The sequence below is a fragment of the Streptomyces sp. NPDC049597 genome (assembly GCF_040675505.1).
GTDB lineage: Bacteria > Actinomycetota > Actinomycetes > Streptomycetales > Streptomycetaceae > Streptomyces.
Genome location: NZ_JBFAOY010000018.1, coordinates 67,712 through 84,144 on the forward strand (window position 1 = coordinate 67,712; position 16,433 = coordinate 84,144).

16 protein-coding genes and 1 pseudogene are annotated in these 16,433 nt (G+C 73.7%); 10 read left to right on the forward strand and 7 right to left on the reverse strand.

Annotated elements, in window-relative coordinates:
- Window positions 1-7: 7 nt before the first annotated feature.
- Window positions 8-1,366, forward strand: coding sequence for an alkaline phosphatase PhoX (locus tag AB0K02_RS21055; RefSeq protein ID WP_365993996.1), 1,359 nt, complete (start codon window positions 8-10; stop codon window positions 1,364-1,366).
- A 360-nt stretch (window positions 1,367-1,726) separates the two neighbouring features.
- The gene (locus tag AB0K02_RS21060; RefSeq protein WP_365994056.1) at window positions 1,727-2,566 is read left to right on the forward strand and encodes a PPK2 family polyphosphate kinase; all 840 of its coding nucleotides are present in this window, start codon (window positions 1,727-1,729) and stop codon (window positions 2,564-2,566) included.
- A gap of 22 nt (window positions 2,567-2,588) precedes the next feature.
- Here AB0K02_RS21060 and AB0K02_RS21065 read toward each other — a convergent pair whose 3' ends face one another.
- Entirely contained in the window at window positions 2,589-3,002 is a 414-nt protein-coding gene (locus tag AB0K02_RS21065; protein WP_365993997.1) for an organic hydroperoxide resistance protein, read from the reverse strand.
- A 123-nt stretch (window positions 3,003-3,125) separates the two neighbouring features.
- Between AB0K02_RS21065 and AB0K02_RS21070 the strand changes: the two genes are divergently transcribed.
- Window positions 3,126-3,659, forward strand: coding sequence for a MarR family transcriptional regulator (locus AB0K02_RS21070; RefSeq protein WP_365993998.1), 534 nt, complete (start codon window positions 3,126-3,128; stop codon window positions 3,657-3,659).
- A gap of 64 nt (window positions 3,660-3,723) precedes the next feature.
- Here AB0K02_RS21070 and AB0K02_RS21075 read toward each other — a convergent pair whose 3' ends face one another.
- The gene (locus AB0K02_RS21075) at window positions 3,724-4,971 is read right to left on the reverse strand and encodes a S1 family peptidase (RefSeq protein ID WP_365993999.1); all 1,248 of its coding nucleotides are present in this window, start codon (window positions 4,969-4,971) and stop codon (window positions 3,724-3,726) included.
- Window positions 4,972-5,111: 140 nt separating this feature from the next.
- Window positions 5,112-5,636 (reverse strand): cupin domain-containing protein, encoded by a 525-nt coding sequence (locus AB0K02_RS21080; RefSeq protein WP_365994001.1) that lies wholly within the window; start codon window positions 5,634-5,636, stop codon window positions 5,112-5,114.
- A gap of 194 nt (window positions 5,637-5,830) precedes the next feature.
- On the opposite strand from AB0K02_RS21080, the gene AB0K02_RS21085 reads away from it, so the two are divergent.
- The gene (locus tag AB0K02_RS21085) at window positions 5,831-6,712 is read left to right on the forward strand and encodes a polysaccharide deacetylase family protein (protein WP_365994002.1); all 882 of its coding nucleotides are present in this window, start codon (window positions 5,831-5,833) and stop codon (window positions 6,710-6,712) included.
- A gap of 18 nt (window positions 6,713-6,730) precedes the next feature.
- Here the strand turns inward: AB0K02_RS21085 and AB0K02_RS21090 are convergent, their stop codons facing one another.
- The 4 genes and pseudogenes from AB0K02_RS21090 to AB0K02_RS21105 all read right to left on the reverse strand — a co-directional run bounded on the left by AB0K02_RS21090 (window position 6,731) and on the right by AB0K02_RS21105 (window position 9,424).
- Window positions 6,731-6,928, reverse strand: a complete 198-nt coding sequence (locus AB0K02_RS21090) for a hypothetical protein (RefSeq protein ID WP_365994003.1) — start codon at window positions 6,926-6,928, stop codon at window positions 6,731-6,733.
- Window positions 6,929-6,972: 44 nt separating this feature from the next.
- Window positions 6,973-7,665, reverse strand: a complete 693-nt coding sequence (locus tag AB0K02_RS21095) for an ABC transporter (RefSeq protein ID WP_365994004.1) — start codon at window positions 7,663-7,665, stop codon at window positions 6,973-6,975.
- Window positions 7,666-7,928: 263 nt separating this feature from the next.
- A pseudogene (locus AB0K02_RS21100) lies at window positions 7,929-8,702 on the reverse strand (ATP-binding cassette domain-containing protein); the annotation flags it as partial.
- Window positions 8,703-8,746: 44 nt separating this feature from the next.
- A complete protein-coding gene (locus tag AB0K02_RS21105) occupies window positions 8,747-9,424 on the reverse strand; it encodes an AIM24 family protein (protein ID WP_365994005.1) in 678 nt (225 codons plus the stop codon).
- A 79-nt stretch (window positions 9,425-9,503) separates the two neighbouring features.
- On the opposite strand from AB0K02_RS21105, the gene AB0K02_RS21110 reads away from it, so the two are divergent.
- The 6 genes from AB0K02_RS21110 (at window position 9,504) to AB0K02_RS21135 (ending at window position 16,259) form a co-directional block, all read left to right on the forward strand.
- The gene (locus tag AB0K02_RS21110; protein ID WP_365994006.1) at window positions 9,504-10,238 is read left to right on the forward strand and encodes a peptidyl-tRNA hydrolase; all 735 of its coding nucleotides are present in this window, start codon (window positions 9,504-9,506) and stop codon (window positions 10,236-10,238) included.
- A 151-nt stretch (window positions 10,239-10,389) separates the two neighbouring features.
- Entirely contained in the window at window positions 10,390-11,163 is a 774-nt protein-coding gene (locus AB0K02_RS21115; protein WP_365994007.1) for a DUF4142 domain-containing protein, read from the forward strand.
- A 132-nt stretch (window positions 11,164-11,295) separates the two neighbouring features.
- Window positions 11,296-12,609: a DUF692 domain-containing protein gene (locus tag AB0K02_RS21120; protein WP_365994008.1), complete on the forward strand. Its 1,314-nt coding sequence runs from the start codon at window positions 11,296-11,298 to the stop codon at window positions 12,607-12,609.
- Window positions 12,610-12,614: 5 nt separating this feature from the next.
- Complete coding sequence (locus tag AB0K02_RS21125) at window positions 12,615-13,619, forward strand: TIGR04222 domain-containing membrane protein (protein ID WP_365994009.1); 1,005 nt, start codon at window positions 12,615-12,617, stop codon at window positions 13,617-13,619.
- A 72-nt stretch (window positions 13,620-13,691) separates the two neighbouring features.
- Entirely contained in the window at window positions 13,692-14,519 is an 828-nt protein-coding gene (locus tag AB0K02_RS21130) for a TIGR04222 domain-containing membrane protein (RefSeq protein WP_365994010.1), read from the forward strand.
- A 120-nt stretch (window positions 14,520-14,639) separates the two neighbouring features.
- Complete coding sequence (locus tag AB0K02_RS21135) at window positions 14,640-16,259, forward strand: alpha/beta hydrolase (RefSeq protein ID WP_365994011.1); 1,620 nt, start codon at window positions 14,640-14,642, stop codon at window positions 16,257-16,259.
- The last annotated feature ends 174 nt before the right edge of the window (window positions 16,260-16,433 follow it).

The window sequence follows — 16,433 nt, forward strand, 5'->3', positions numbered from 1 at the left end:
GTGCCTCATGACCGCTTCACGACGTCACGTTCTGGCCGGTGCCGGTGCGGTCGGCGCGGGTATCGCGTTCACCGGTGCGTTCTCCGAACTTTTCGCGGGCAGCGCGGCCGCCCGCGGCAACGGCGGGTACGGCCCGCTCGTGCCGGACCCGAACGGCCTGCTCGATCTGCCGAGAGGCTTCCGCTACACGGTCCTGTCCCGGGAGGGCGACCAGCTGAGCCACGGGCAGGGCAGGGTGCCGAGCAACCACGACGGCATGGCGGCCTTCGCCGGCCGCCGCGGCCGCGTCCACCTCGTCCGCAACCACGAGAACCGGCACAACGCCCGGATCCCCGTGCCGGCCGTCAGCGGCCTGACCTACGACCCGATGGGCAAGGGAGGCTGTACGGCGCTGGAGCTGGACGGCCGCAACAACGTGGTGTCGCAGCAGGTCGCCATCGCCGGCACCGCCGTCAACTGCGCGGGCGGGCCCACCCCGTGGGGCACCTGGCTCACCTGCGAGGAAAACGAGGACAGGGCCGGCACCAACGGCTACACGAAGGACCACGGCTTCATCTTCGAGGTCGACGGCGCCGACCCGCGCCGCACGGGAGCGGTGCCGCTCACCGCGATGGGCCGCTTCCAGCACGAGGCGATCGCCATCGACCCGTCGAGCGGGATCGTGTACGAGACGGAGGACGCCTTCCAGCGACCGTTCGGCCTCTTCTACCGCTTCCTGCCCAACAAGCCGATGGGCGGGACCGGTTCGCTGCGGGCGGGCGGTGAACTCGAGGCGATGCGGGTGCCGGGCGTGCCCGACCTGTCGGAGATACAGGAGATCGGGGCGCGCTTCGAGGGGATCGAGTGGGTGCCCGTACCGGACAGCCAGGCGAAGCAGACGCCGATCCGGCTCCAGGACTTCGGCCCCCGGGGCATCACCCACGCCCAGAAGCTGGAGGGGTGCTACTGGGGCGGCAACTCGGTCTACTTCGTGTCGAGCTACGCGCGCAGCGCGGAGGGCTCGGCGGCGGACCACTACGGACAGGTGTGGAAGTACGAGCCCGGACGGCGGCGCCTCACGCTGGTGATCGTCTTCGGCCCGGACTCGGACATCCGGCTGCCGGGCGAGTCGCCCGACAACATCTGCCTCGCGCCGAGCGGCGGCCTGATGGTGTGCGAGGACGGGAACGGCGCGCAGCACGTGTACGGGCTCACCAAGCGCGGCGAGGTGTATCCGATGGCACGCAACGCGCAGAACATCGGCACCTCCGAGGAGCCCGAGTGGGGCGAGTTCGCGGGCGTGGCGTTCTCGCCGGACGGCTGCACGATGTACGTGAACTGCTACACGCCGGGCACGACGTTCGCGGTCACCGGCCCCTGGCGCTGACCGGCCGGGCCCCCGCCACGACGCCCGCGGGCGCGCCGCACGCGGCACCGCGCCGGCGGGCGCGTCGGCCCCGGGCGGGTGCGCCCGCCCGGCAGGCGTTCGCCCCGGGGCGTTCCCCGCCCCGCGGGCGTTCGCGGCCGACCGGGGTTCGCCTCTGCGGGCCCGTCGCCCTGTGGAAGCGACACCACCCAGGCGCGTCCCGCATCGCGGACAGCGGTGGCGCCGCGCTCGCGGTGGTGCGTGTCGCGTCGCACGATCGTGAGAGGCGCACGGACGTGAAAGGGGCACGCGGTGGCCGAGGACGACGCCGAGAACCGGCCCGAGCAGACCGCCGGGACCGCGGACGAGCCGCAGCGGCCCGTGCCGCTGAGCGAGCTGCTGCGGATCACGCCGGGCGACCGTGTCGACCTGTCCCGCCACGACCCGTCCGCCACCCCGGGCGGCCCGCCCGACAAGGCGGCCGGCCTGGCGGCGACCGCCCTGATGGCCCCGCGCCTCGCCGATCTCCAGGAGCGGCTGTACGCGGCGGCCACGGCCGGCGACCGCCGCCGCCTGCTGCTGGTGCTCCAGGGCATGGACACCAGCGGCAAGGGCGGCACGCTCAAGCACGTCGTGGGCCTGTTCAACCCGGTCGGCTGCCGTATCAAGGCCTTCAAGGCGCCGACGCCGCAGGAGCGCGGCCAGCCCTTCCTGTGGCGCATCAGCCAGGCGCTGCCGCACCCCGGCGAGATCGGTATCTTCGACCGCTCGCACTACGAGGACGTGCTGATCGCCCGCGTGCGCGAGCTCGTCCCCCGCGAGCGGCTCAACCGCCGCTACGGGCAGATCAACCGCTTCGAGAACGAGCTCGCCGAGGACGGCGTCACCCTGGTCAAGGTCTTCCTGCACATCGGCTTCGACGAGCAGCGCCGCCGCCTGCTGAAGCGGATCGACAACCCTCACAAGCACTGGAAGTTCGACCCCGGCGACCTGGAGGAACGGGAGCTGTGGCCCGCCTACCAGGAGGCGTACGAGATCGCCCTGGAACGGTGCTCGACCGAGGCGGCACCCTGGTTCGTCGTGCCGGCCGACCACAAGTGGTACCGCAACTGGGCGGTCAGCGCCCTTCTGCTGGAACACCTCGAAGCCATGGACCCGCGGTTCCCGCCGGGCGGTTTCGACGCGGCGAAGTGCCGCGAGTGGCTGCTGGCCGGGACCTGACCAAGCCCTCGCGGACCGGCGGTCACTCGATGACGAGCTCGACCGGGAGGTTGCCGCGGGTCGCCTTGGAGTACGGGCAGTACGCGTGCGTCTTCTCCAGCAGCTCGCGGCCCGCGTCGCCCTGCAGGTGGTCGGGGAGCTCGACGCGCATGATCACGGAAAGGCCGAAACCGCCGTCGGTGTCCTTGCCGATGGAGACCTCGGCGGTCACCGAGGCGTCCTTGACGTCGATCTTCTCCTGGCGGCCGATGGCGCCCATCGCGCTGGCGAAGCAGGCGGCGTAGCCCGCGGCGAACAGCTGCTCGGGGTTGGTGCCCTGCCCGTTCCCGCCGAGGGCCGCGGGGAACGCGAGCGGCAGGTCGATCTGGCCGTCCGAGCTGACGGCGCGGCCTTCGCGGCCGTTGGCGGTGGCGACAGCGGTGTAGAGCGCGTCCATGAGTCCATCCCTCTTCGTCCGGTGATGCGGTGGCGGTCCGCCGTGGAGCGGGCCGCCCCATCAATAAAGCACACGATTAAGTTGTGCACAACTCAATCGTGCGCACCTTGGTAGTCTGGGCACATGGACGGACGCGACGGACGCACGGAGAACACAACACTGCGCGATGTGGCGGACGAGGACTTCCTGCGCCTCGACCACCAGATCTGCTTCTCACTGCACGCGGCGGCGCGCGCGTTCAACGGCGTCTACCGCTCGGCCCTGAAGGACCTGGGCCTCACCTACCCCCAGTACCTCGTGATGCTGGTCCTCTGGGAGCACGGGGAACTGCCCGTCAAGCAGATCGGCGAGCACCTGCGCCTCGACTCGGGCACGCTGTCCCCGCTGCTCAAGCGCCTGGAGGCGACGGGGTACGTGGAACGCCGGCGCGGTGTGGCGGACGAGCGTTCCGTGACCGCGCGGCCCACCGCCGAGGGCGAGGCACTGCGCGGCCGGGCGCAGGGCGTGCCGCGCAGGATCGCGGAGGCCACGGGTCTGCCGCTCGACCGGATGCGGGCGCTGCGTGCCGAGCTGGACGCGCTGACCGCGACGCTGGACACGGCGGGGAGCGGCGCGGGAGCCGGCGACTGCGCGGCCGACGGCCCGGAGACGGACTGAGGGCGGCGGAGCTCCGGGGGCCGGAAGGCCGCCCGGAGCTCCGCCGCCCCGGTGCCGCGTGCGGTCAGCCCTGCCGACGGGCGACCCCGTCGGCGTCGCCGCCGTCCTGCGCGTCGCCGGCGCCGTTGCCCGCGCCGTTCGCGCCCCCGGCGTCCTGCGCGCCGCCGCCCCCGCCACCCGCGCCGTTGCCGTCCCCGGCACCGCCCGCGCCGATCTGCGCGCCGACCGCGGCCAGCGCCGTCGTCACCGGCTGGAAGAACGTCTCGCCGCCCGACGTGCAGTCGCCGCTGCCGCCCGATGTCAGGCCGATCGCGAGGCCCTCGCGGGTGAACATCGCTCCGCCACTGTCGCCAGGCTCCGCGCAGACGTCGGTCTGGATCAGCCCGGTGACGGTGCCCTCGGGGTAGTTCACGGTCGCGTTCAGCCCCGTGACCTGGCCGTCGTCGAGGCCGGTGGTGCTTCCCATGCGGAACACCTGCTGACCGACCGCCGCGTCGCCCACGCCCACGATGTCCAGCGTCTGGCCGTTCCCGAGGTCGACCGTGCTCGGCGCCTGCGTCGCCGGGTCGTCGTACGCGACCAGGGCGAAGTCGCCGTCGCCGGGGAACGTCGCCGCCTGGACCGTACCGATCGGGGCGCCGCCCGCGTCCTCGGACCACTGCTCGGCGGCCACACCGCAGTGGCCTGCCGTGAGGAAGCCCGGCGCACCCTCCTGCGTGGTCACGTTGAAGCCGAGCGAACAGCGCGCTCCGCCCCCGAAGATCGCGTCGCCGCCTTCCAGGAAGGTCCTGAACTCGCCCGCCGACTTCTCGATACGGGCCGTGCCCGAGCCCAGCGACCCGACGGCCGACTCCAGCTTGTCCCAGCGTGCGCCGACAACGGTGCGGTCGGCGGTGACCAGGATCCGGTTGGTCCTCGGGTCGACGGCCCACGCCGTGCCGGGAATGGTGGCCTTCGCGGCCAGTGTGCTCGCCGCGGCCTTCAGCTCGCCCATGCTGTTCTCGACGCCTCTGGCCACGGCGCCGGTCTCGTTGACCTGTCCCATGGCGTCGTCGTCACCGACGACATTCACCACGAGCTGCTTCTTCGCCGCGTCGTAGTAGGCGCCCGCGTACGCGTCGCCCAGTTCGGGGCCCAGCCGCGACAGCAGGTCCTGGGCGGAAGCGGCGCTCATCGCCCTCGGGGCCGCGTCGGCGCCGGAATCGGACTGCGACGCGTTGGCCTGCGGCAGCAGCACGGCCGCCGCGGCGATGCCCACCGCCCCTGCTCCTGCAAGCACGGCCTTTCGCTTGGGTATTCGCCTGTGACTCAACTCGCTGCCTCCTGCGGGGGTACGGAATCCGGTTGCCGGAGGGAACCGGGGGACGCGTCCGACCCTTGATACGCAGGAGGCGGGCGTTGTGCTCATCGGCGCCCGTCGTGAAAGACGCCTTCCGCACGGCCGACGGGGCGTCAGAAGCCGTCGGCCTGCGGCAGTTCGGTGCCGCAGCGGCTGCAGTACCGTGCACCGGCGTCCTCGGCGGGACGGTCGCAGCCGGGGCAGATCCGGTGGAGCAGACAGGCGGACTCGCCGCCCTCCGCGGCCGGGCCGCCAGGGGCGGCGGGGGCCGCGGGGGCCGCCGGCCTGATGGAGAGACCGGCCCGCCGCCGGTGCGCCGTCACGTAGACGAGCCCGTCCGGCCCGGCGGCGAGGGCGCGCCCGATGCCGTGGGGCAGCCAGGCGACGCAGCCGGGTTCGAGCCGCTGGACCTCGTCGCCGACGGTGAGTTCACCGCTGCCGGTGAGCACACACAGCAGCACGTCCAGGTCGGGCTCGACATGGCGCGCGACGCTGTCGCCGGGCAGGACGCGGATGACGTTGGCGTCCAGCTGGCGGGCGGCCGGATCCAGCCGCCACACGGCGCCGCCCCGGCCTTCCGGCACGGCGAGCAGGTCCTGCATGGTGGCGAGCACACCGGCCGTGGGGGGCTGGGTCATGCCATTCCTCCTGAACGCGAGATCCGCGCGGCGGACCGTGGGACGAGCCGGAGGCATCATTGCACGGTGCAACGGACACGGCCGAACGCGGTGCCGTGAAGGCAACCCCGACGCAGCAGCGTCCCTGACGGCCCATCGGGCCGATGATCGTATATTTTCCGCCAGTGACCACTTCTGCGCGAAGATGTGCGGCCATGGCTGCCCTGGCCGCTGTACTTGTCGGATGCGGCACCGGCACCTCCTCCGGCGCCGATCCCCGCGCCGCCGCACTCGGGGCGTCCGACTCCCCCGCCCCGCCCGGCCAGGAGGCCGCGTCGCCCCAGCCGGGCAACCCCCGCCAACCGGGCGCCCGGCAGCGACCGAAGGCGCCGACGCTCGCCCCCGGACCGCGCGGGCTGACGCCCGTGTTCCGGCGTGCGGCGGCTCCGGCCGCCGACGCCCCCATGACGGTCGCCCTCACCTTCGACGCGGACATGACCGCCGACCAGGGCCCGCGCGCCGCACGGGGCGAGCGCTTCGACAACCCGGGACTCATCACGGCGCTGCGCGCGCTGAAGGTTCCCTCCACCGTCTTCATGACCGGCCGCTGGGCCGAGGAGTACCCCGCGCAGGCCAGAGCCATCGGCACGGACCCGCTCTTCGAGACCGCCAACCACTCCTACAGCCACCACGCCTTCACGTCCGGCTGCTACGGACTCCCGGTCGTCGCCGCGAAGGACATGCGGGCGGACGTGGAACGCGCCTTCACGGCGTTCGAGAAGGCCGGGGTGCGCAACGCGGTGCCGTACTTCCGCTTCCCCGGCGGCTGCTACGACGACCGCGCGCTGCGCGCGGTCGCGCCCGTTGAGGTCACCGCGGTGCAGTGGGACGTCGTCAGCGGCGACGCCTTCGCCGCCGACGCGGACGCCGTCGCCGAGCAGGTCCTCGCCGGGGTGCGACCGGGTTCGGTGGTGGTCATGCACTGCACGCGCAGCGCGGCGCCGGTCACCGAGGAGGCGGTGCGCCGGATCGTCCCGGAGCTGCGCCGCCGCGGGTACCGCTTCGTGAAGGTCTCGGACCTGATGCGCGCCTCGTAGGCGTCCGCCCGCCCCGGCTCAGCCGGAGCAGGCCGACTTCTCGGCCTCTCGCCACTCGCACACGGGGCACAGCGGGGCGCCCTTGACGGACGCGGGGTACTCGGTCGGCTCGCGGCACAGCACGCACTCGGCGAACTCCTCGCCGGGTGCCGCGTCCGCGGCCGTTCCGGCGGCGGTGCCGGAGTCGGTCGGAGTCTCGCGGTACGGCTCGTCCATACGTACGACTGTAGTCCGCGACCGGGGGCGACGGCGGCCCTGCCTCAGGCCGAGGCCGCTCCCCCGTCCGCGCCCCGCAGGGAGCACAGCAGGCAGGCGATCGCGGCCGCCGCGGCCGCGATCAGCGCCGCGGCCGCCAGGGCGGTCACCGGCAGGTGCACCGCCCCTGTCCGCGAGCCGGCGACCAGGCCGCTCACCGCGTGCTGCGCCGGCGAGCCGGTGGTCACCAGCGCCAGCAGCGCCGCCGTCGCGGTGGCCAGCAGCGACCAGCCGCGCGCGTGCAGCAGGGGCCGGGTGCACAGCGCGCCCACCGCGGCGCCCACCAGCACGCTCACCGCACAGGCGAGCAGCCCGGCCGCCGCGGCGGGCAGCAGGGGGACCACGACCCGGTGGTCGGCGCTCCTCGCGTCGCTGATCAGCGCGACGACCCCGGTGGCCGCGGCGCCGAGCACCCCGGCGCAGGCCACGGCGGCGAGCAGGGCCGACAGGTGTGCCCGCGGCGGACCCGCGGCGGCGGCCGTGACGGCGCGCGCGGCGGGCGGCTCCTGGGTGGCGCAGACCCGCACCAGCCAGGCAGTGACCGGCAGGAGCGCGGCGGCCGTCCAGCCCAGTGAGTCGAGCACCGGCCTGCCGCCCTGCACGCCGACGGCCAGGGTGATGGCGTAGAGCAGCACGGGCGGCAGCCACCGCTGGGAGCGCAGCAGGAGAGCGGCCTGATAGCCGAAGAGAGCGGTCATGGTGTGTCGTGCCCCGTGGTCGTGTGCGTGCGGGTGGCCTCTTCGCCGGACGCGTCGCGACCCGCCGCCGAGGCGCGGCCCGGCTCCTCGTCCGGTACGCGCCGTGCGGGGGCGCCGCCGGGCCGGCCGTCCGAAGCGGCGTCGCCGGCCGCGTCGCCCGGACCACCCGGCGCCTGCGCGGCAGGGCGGGCCGGGTCTTGCGTGCCGGCGGCCGGTGCCGGGGCGGGCACCGCTGATGTCGTCGGGCGAGGCACTGGAGGAGGGTCGAGCCGGCGGATGTGCCACGGCGGCCGGGACGTCAGCAGCGCCCGGAGCAGGGCGTCCGAGTGCGCGGCCGCGACGGAGAACACCGTCGCGCCGTCCCGGCCCGGGACGCCGTCGGGCGCGCCGGGCAGGTCCCCGGGCGGCGCCGCACCCGGCGGCCCCACCGCCACGATCCGGGAGCGCGGCCCCGGCGGCCCGTCGGCGGACCGCGGTCCGGCCCGCGTCAGCCGGCCCTCCCGAACGGAGTGCACCACATCGACCGCGCCCGCCAGCCGGCGCGGATCGTGGTCGACGAACACGACCGTCGCCCCCGCCGCGACATGTTCGGCGACCGCGCGGTCGAGTTCCTGGCGGGCCGCCGCGTCCAGTCCGGTCCACGCCTCGTCGAGCACCAGCAGCTCCGGCCCGGCGAGGAGCGCCTGGGCGACGGCGACCTTCTGGCTGGTGCCCTTGGACAGCTCACCGAGCGGCGTACGGGCATGGCCCGCGGCGCCGAAGCGCTCCAGCCACCGCGCCGCGGCAGCCGAAGCGGCCCGTCGGCCGAGGCCGTGGATCCGTCCCAGGTGGACCAGGTAGCCGTGTGCGGTGAACGGCAGCGCGGCCGGAAACCGTTCGGGCACGTACGCCGTGCGTGGCCGGTCCGTGACACGGCCCTCTGTCGGGGCGTCGACGCCGGCGAGCAGCCTGAGCAGTGTCGACTTGCCGCTGCCGTTGGCGCCTTCGACGCGGACCAGGGTGCGCGGGGCGAGGTCGAGGTCGACGCCGCGCAGCACCCACGGACCGCCGAGGCCGTAACGGCGGCCGACTCCTTGCAGCCTCAGCTCTGCGCCGCCTTCTGCGCAGTGGCCTCGCTGGGCCTGACGATCACGAACCCCTCGCCCTCCAGCTTCAACTGGACCGCCTCGCCCGAACCTCCCCGGATCATCGATCCGATGGACTGCGAGCGGTGCAGCGAGGTGCTCAGGTGGGCGCTCCAGCCGACGACCGCGTCCGTGTCCACGAACACCGGTTGCTGGTGGGTGACGGGGATCACGATCGGGCTGCCCTCGCAGATGACCGCGAGCTTCCCGTAGCCGGTGAAGACGCTGTTGAAGAGTCCGCCGCCCGTCATGCCGGCGCCCTTCACCGCCTTTATCTCGTAGGAGAGGGTCGCGTCGAAGCACAGCACGTTGCGGCCGTTGACGGTCAGCGCGTCGCCCTGCTCGATGTCCACGATGAAGCAGTTGGCCGCCTCGTGCGCGAACCACGCCTCACCCTGGCCGCGCACCGCCATCAACGGCAGGCCCTCGCCCGTGACGGCGCGCTTGAGCATGCCGCCGATGCCCTGACCCTTGCGCTCGAACTGGAGATTGCCGCGGAAAGCGATCATCGAGCCCTGACGCGCGTGCATCTCCCCGTTGACCGCGTACTTGACCGACTTGGCGTTCTGCAGGGTCATCCCCGGCACCGTCGCCTGCTGCGCCATGTTGTCGCCGTTGAAAAGATCGCTCTTCATGGGGGGCATGGTCGCCCGGAGCCACTGGTTCCGCCAACTGCCCCGAAGGGCGCGGCGTGGCGGCTGGCACACTGATCGGGTGAGCAGCGAGAACACCGGCACCGAGACCGCCCGGCCCGCGGACAGTCCCTTCCGGCACGAGAACCGCCTGCGCGACGCGGCACCGCAGTTCGTCCTGCCGCTGGTCGTACGGATCGAGAAGGCCGAACCGCCCGCCCGCACCGACGCGCTGGAGACCGCGGCGCGCGCCGTCCTGGAGATCCTCGGTGACGAACGGTCCGTGGGTGAGGGCGAGTGGGCCCAGGCGATGCGGGACTGGCAGGACGCGCGTATCCGCAAGGTGGTGCGCCGGGCGCGCGGCGCGGAGTGGCGCCGGGCGTGCACGCTGCCGGGCATCACCGTGACCGGCGAGCGGGCGGAGGTACGGGTCTTCCCGCCCGTCCCGCTCGACGGCTGGCCGAAGGAACTCGCCAAGCTGCAGGTGTCCGGCACCGATCTCGACGATCCCGCACCGCCCGCCGCCCCCGACCTCGACGGTCCGGTGCTGTGGCTGAGCCCCGACCTGGACATGTCGGCCGGCAAGGCGATGGCCCAGGTGGGCCACGGTGCCCAACTCGCCTGGTGGGAACTCTCCGAGACGGACCGCAAGGCGTGGCGGACGGCCGGCTGTCGCCTGTCGGTGCGCACCGCCGATCCGGCACACTGGCGGGCGCTCACCGACAGCGGACTGCCGGTGGTGCGCGACGCGGGGTTCACCGAGATCGCTCCGGGGTCGTGCACGGTGATCGCCGATCATCCGGCGCTGCGCGGCTGAACATCCCGGCCCCCGGGTGCGTATACATCAGTACCGCCAAGTAGGTTGACCGGCTATGTTCGACCGGCGGGACGGGCCGGCCACTGACCGGCCAGTCAGTTGGGGGGCGGTTTCGGCTGCCGTGTCACGCATCGGCCAGGGAGGCACATTGTTGCGGCGCATCAACGGGACAGCACTCATCATCGCGGCTCTGGTCGTCACGGTCGGCGCGCTGGCGTTTCCCGTCTGGTCCTACGCCGACCGCTCCGGTACGGGGCAGGCGAACCTCAACGCCTCGACCGTCGCGACACAGTGGGGCCCCCTCTCGGCTGCCGACCGCGACCTGCTGGTGAAGGTGCGGCTGGCGGGCCTGTGGGAGCTGCCCGCGGGCCAGCAGGCCATCGAGCGGGCGCCGAGCCAGGCGATCAAGGAGGCGGGCGACCACCTCATCGTCGGCCACACCGATCTGGACCGGCGGGCGCGTGACGTGGCGGCGAAGCTGGGCGTCGCACTGCCCAACCAGCCCACGGAGCAGCAGCAGGGCTGGCTGCGGGAACTGTCCGCGGCGAGCGGACAGGAGTACGAGCGCAAGTTCGCCAACCTGCTGCGCAACGCGCACGGCAAGGTCTTCGCGGCCATAGCGGAGGTCCGGCACACGACCCGCAACACGCTGATACGCCAGCTCGCGAGCGACGCCAACCAGACGGTGCTCGACCACATCACCATGCTGGAGGCGACCGGGATGGTCGACTTCGACGCGATCGCGAACGAGGCGGCCGGCAAGGCGACGGCGAGCCCGAGCGGTCCTCCGGCGCCGGACGGGAACCTGCCGCCCGCGCCGGCACCCGCGCAGCCGACCGGTGACGTGACCGTCACGTCACGGCCGTCGCCCGGGGCGCCGGGCACGGTGAACACGAACCGTCCCGAGGTGCCCCCGGCCGGGTGAGGCATCCCCCGGCGGAACCTCAGATGTAGCTCTGAACGTCCCCCTCTGCGGATTCACCCGTGCCCGGCGGGGCCATGACCTCTGCACATCACATGTCGGGCAGAGGCTTGCCGGGCAGAGGAGGGCGACGTCATGGAACTCGGCATCGGAATCGGCTGGCGGCCGGAGATCGCGCAGACGGTGGAACGCCTGCCGGACGTCGACTGGGTCGAGGTCGTCGCGGAGAACATCTGCCCCGGGCACCTGCCGGCCTCGCTGACCCGGCTGCGGGAGCGCGGCACGCGCGTCGTCCCGCACGGGGTCTCGCTCGGCCTCGGCGGCGCCGACCGGCCCTCGGCGCGTCGCCTCGCCGACCTGGCGGAGCGGGCCGCGGCCCTGGACGCGCCGCTGGTGACCGAGCACATCGCGTTCGTACGGGCCGGAGGCCCCCTCACCGCGTCCCCGGTGCTGGAGGCGGGCCACCTCCTGCCGGTGCCGCGCACATGGGACGCGCTGTCCGTGCTCTGCGAGAACGTGCGCATCGCGCAGGACTCGCTGCCGGTGCCGCTCGCGCTGGAGAACATCGCGGCGCTGATCAGCTGGCCGGACGAGGAGCTCACGGAGGGCCAGTTCCTGGCGGAGCTGGTCGAGCGGACGGGCGTGCGACTCCTGATCGACGTCGCCAACCTGCACACGAACCGTGTGAACCGGGGCGAGGACCCTTCGATGGCGCTGGACGCGCTGCCGGTGGAGGCGATCGCGTACGTGCACGTGGCGGGCGGCGTCGAGCGGGACGGCGTCTGGCACGACACCCACGCGCACCCGGTGACGCAGCCGGTCCTGGACGTGCTCGCGGACCTCCGCGCGAGGGTGTGCCCGCCGGGGGTGCTGCTGGAACGTGACGACGACTTTCCCGGGCCGAAGGCCCTGTCGGCCGAGCTGTCCAGGATCCGCGAGACGCTCCGCACGACGAACGGGCCCGCCGCGCCCGCCGAGTCCGAGGCGGGAGGCGACGCGCGCGAGCGTGTCGACGTCCCGCCGCACGACACCGACGCCGCGCGGGAGCGGGTGGCGATCGGACAGGCCGCCTTGATGTCCGCACTCGTCGCGGGGACCCCCGCGCCCGAGGGGTTCGACCGGCGTCGGCTGCGCGTGCAGAGCAGGGCGCTCCTGGCCAAGCGGGCCGACGTCGTCGGCAAGGTCGCGCCCGAACTTCCCCGGATCCTGGGCGACGCCTACCGCCCCGCGTTCCTCTCCTACGCCAGGAGCCGCCCCATGCACGCCGGTTACCGGCGCGACGCGATGGACTTCGTGGGGCACCTCCTCGCCACCGGCCGCCCCGAGGACGCGGCCGTCCGGCGACGGCTCACCCTCTGGTGGCAGGAGCGCGCCGCGCCCGAGCCGCCGCGCCGGACCGTACGGTTCGCCCGCGCCGCCCGCGCGGCTCTCGCCGGAATCGGAAGGTGAGCCCCATGGTCCTCCTCTCCCTGTACCTCGCCGTCGGACTCTCCTCCGCGCTGCTGATCGTCAACGTCTCCGCCGCCCTCCGCAGCGCCTCGCACGGCGACGCACGCGTCCACCACCCCTACGAGGCCGCCTTCCTGGCGGGCGGCCCGGCCCGCGTCGCCGACGCGGCGCTCGCCGCGCTGCACACGGACGGCAGGGTCGTCGTCGGCGGTCCCGGCGTGGTCACGGCGGTACGCCCGGTCGCGCACGACCCCGTGGAGCGCGAGGTGTTCCGGGCACTGGCCACCGCTCCGAGCGGAGCGCTCCCCCTCGTGCGGCAGGACGTCATGCGCAGCCCCGCCGTGCAGGAGATCGGCCACGCCCTCGCCGCCCGCGGGCTCATGACGCCTCCCCGGCAGCACAGCGGCCTCTCCGCCTGGGGACAGATCCAGGGCATCGTCTGCCTCATCGGCCTGCCTCTGTCGCTCTTCGCGACCATCGCGCAGTTCATGGGCTCGGGGCACAAGCCGGTCGGTCTGCCGTTCGTGCTGACGGCTCTGCCCGCGCTGCTCCCGGGGATGCTGATCGGCTTCAACCAGGCGGGCCGTGCGGGCCGTCGCGTCGCCCCTGCGGGCCGCCGCGCCCTGCGCTCCTACAGCGCCGCGCACGCCCACGCCGCCCCCGGCGTCGTCGCGTTCATCGCGCTCCGCGGAGTGCGGGCGCTCCCCGACCCGCACCTGCGGGCCCAGTTGACCGGCGCCGCCCGGCTCGGCCGCGGATCGCGTTCCACGGTGTCGCACACCGGGTACGCCGGGCACGACTCCGCCGCCTGCGCAGAGCCCGTATGGTGCGCGAGTTCGGGCTCCGGTTCGGGCTGCGGGGCCGGCAGCGGAGGATCGGGCTGTGGCAGCTCGTCCGGCGGCTCCGGCTGCGGAGGCTCGTCCGGCGGTTCGAGCTGCGGAGGCTCGTCCGTCGGTTCGAGCTGCGGAGGCTCCTCCGGTTCCAGCTGTGGATCGTCCAGCAGCTCCTGACAGGCGTCACCGGCGCGTCCATATCGCGAACAACCTGTGGCGCGACGCCCACTCCTCGCGTAGAACTCGCCCATGCTCTGGCTCATCCTCGTCCTTCTGGCCTGGGCCGTCTCGGCGGTCAGCTGTCTGCGGCTGTGTCTGGCCGCGGCCGACGCGCCCCACCACCTGGACGAGGCAGCCGAGGAGGCACACGGCGAGGCGGCCGGCGCCGAGGTGTGCGGCACGTACGAGCTCACGCTGCCCGAGGCCGCGTTCCTGGCCGGCGGCCCGCAGCGGGTCACCGAGCTGACGCTCGTGTCGATGCACCGCGAGCGCCGGCTGCTGCTGGCGCACACGGGCTGGGCGACGGTCGTGGATCCCGACGGCGAGAGCGACCTGGAGCGTTCGGTCATCGGCGCGATCGGTCCGTCGGGCCAGGCCCGCACGGCGGCGGTGCGGACGGCCGTGTCCGCCGCCGATGCCGTACGCGTCCTCGCCGACCGGCTCGTCCGCGCCGGGCTCGCCGTCCCCGACACGGCCAGGAATCCCGTGGTCTCCGCGATCCGCGCCGTCCGTGCGGCAAGCGTTGCGACCCTGGTGCTGGCCGTCGGCGCGGTGCTGACGCTCCCTCAGGGGCAACGGCCCGGTCCGGTCGTGGCGTGGTTCGCGCTGCCGCTCGCCATGACGCTGGGCTGTCTGGCCATAGCGCGTTTCGAGGTGCACCCCTACCTCGGCTGGGCCTCCCCCGCCGGCAACCGGCTGCTCGCCTCCCTCACCGACCGGGCCGCCGCACACGCCGCGTCCGGCGCCGGTGAACGCGCTCAACTCACCATGGTCGCCGTTCACGGGATCCGCGCACTCGACGATCCGCAGCTGCGGGCCGCCTTCGCGGACGGCCGGACAGTCGACCGGATCCGCTGATTCCGGCCACCGGGGGGCCGACACGCGGCACATATCGGTGCTTTACAACGTCAAGCGCTCAACAAAGGATCCTTTCGTCCCCGCGGCCGTCGGCCGCCGCACGTGCACGAAGGGAACGCGATGAGAACAGTTGCGAAGTTCGGAGCCGTGGCGGGCCTCGGTTCCTTGGTCCTCACGACGCTCACCGCCCCTCCGGCCGGCGCCGTCCGTCCGGCCGGCGGCGCCTCCCTGACGTCCGCCGAGGCCCGCGGGACGGCGGTGGCGGCCGAGCGCGCCGCGGCCGCCGGCATCGTCTTCGGCGCCTGCCCGAAGGAGGAGGACCTGGCCGAGCCGGTCACCTGCGGCACCGTCAAGGTCCCGCTGGACTACGCGAAGCCGTCGGGCCGTCAGATCACGCTGACCGTCAGCCGGGTGCGGGCCGGCGGCCGGCCGTCGGAGCGGCAGGGCGCTCTCGTCTACAACCCGGGCGGCCCCGGCGCGTCCAGCATGTCCTTCCCCATGGCGGCCGAGCTGCCCGAGTGGAAGAACATCGCGCGGGCGTACGACATCGTGGGTTACGCGCCCCGGGGCGTGGACCGCTCCGCGCCGTTGTCCTGTCAGGACCCGGCGGACTTCGTACAGGCACCGACGCAGGCGCCGACGCATCCCTCCCTCGCGTACAAGCAGAAGCGGATCGCGCAGGCGAAGGCGTACGCGCGGGGCTGCGCGAGCAAGGCCGGTGCGGCACTGCGCCATTACACGTCGCTCAACAACGCGCGCGACCTCGAGGTGCTGCGCGCGGCGCTCGGCGAGAAGAAGCTGACCTTCATGGGCGCGTCGTACGGCACGTACTTCGGCGCCCTCTACGCGACCCTGTTCCCGCGCCAGGTGCGCCGCATGGTGTTCGACTCGGCGGTCAACCCCGACCCGAGCAGGATCTGGTACCGCAACAACCTCCGTCAGTCCGAGGCGTTCGAGAGCCGCTGGGCCGACTTCCGCACCTGGTTGGCCAAGCACCAAGCCACGTACGAACTGGGCACCACCGCCCAGGAGGTCGCCCGCAGTCACGAACGGGTGCGCGCCGCGCTGGCGGCGAAGCCGGCCGGCGGCAAGGTCGGCCCGGGGCAGCTTCATGCGGCGCTGCTGAGCGTGGCCTACCACGACGGCTACTGGCCGCTGCGCGCGAAGGCGCTGTCGGCGTATCTGAAGGGCGACCCGAAGCCGCTGATCGACCAGGCCGCGCCCGAGCCGGGCACCGAGAAGGCGGCGGAGAACGCCAACGCCGTCTACACGGCGGTGGAGTGCAACGACGCCCCCTGGCCCGAGGACTGGCAGACCTGGGACCGCGACAACTCGCGGCTCGCGCGGATCGCGCCGTTCGAGACGTGGGACAACGCGTGGATGAACCTGCCGTGCGCGTTCTGGCAGGCGCCCCGGCAGCAACCGGTGGACGTGGGCACGGCGCGGGGCGCGCTGCCGACGACGCTGATCCTGGCGGCGGAGCGGGACGCGGCGACGCCCTACGAGGGGGCGCTGGAACTGCAGCGGCGGCTGCGCGGCTCGGTGCTGATCACGGAGGAGGACGCGGGCACGCACGGCATCGGCGGCGGGAACAACGCGTGCGTCAACGCGTACCTGGAGGACTACCTGCTGCACGGGAAGACGCCGGTGCGGCGCGCATCGTGCGCGCCGCACCCGGAGCCGGACCCGGTGTCGCTGGACCGGCACGCGGAACAGCGGAAGCTGCCGCACGCCGTCTGATCTTCCGGGTCAGGGACGCGACCGGGTCCGTGGCTGACCAGGGCAGGGGCCGTTGACGGTCCCTGCCGGCGGTCCGTTTCCACGGGCCCGGCCGAGGCAGCCAGGTCCGTGGCTGACCAGGGCAGGGGCCGGAGACGGTCCCTGCCGGCGGTCCGTTTCCACGGGCCCGGCCGG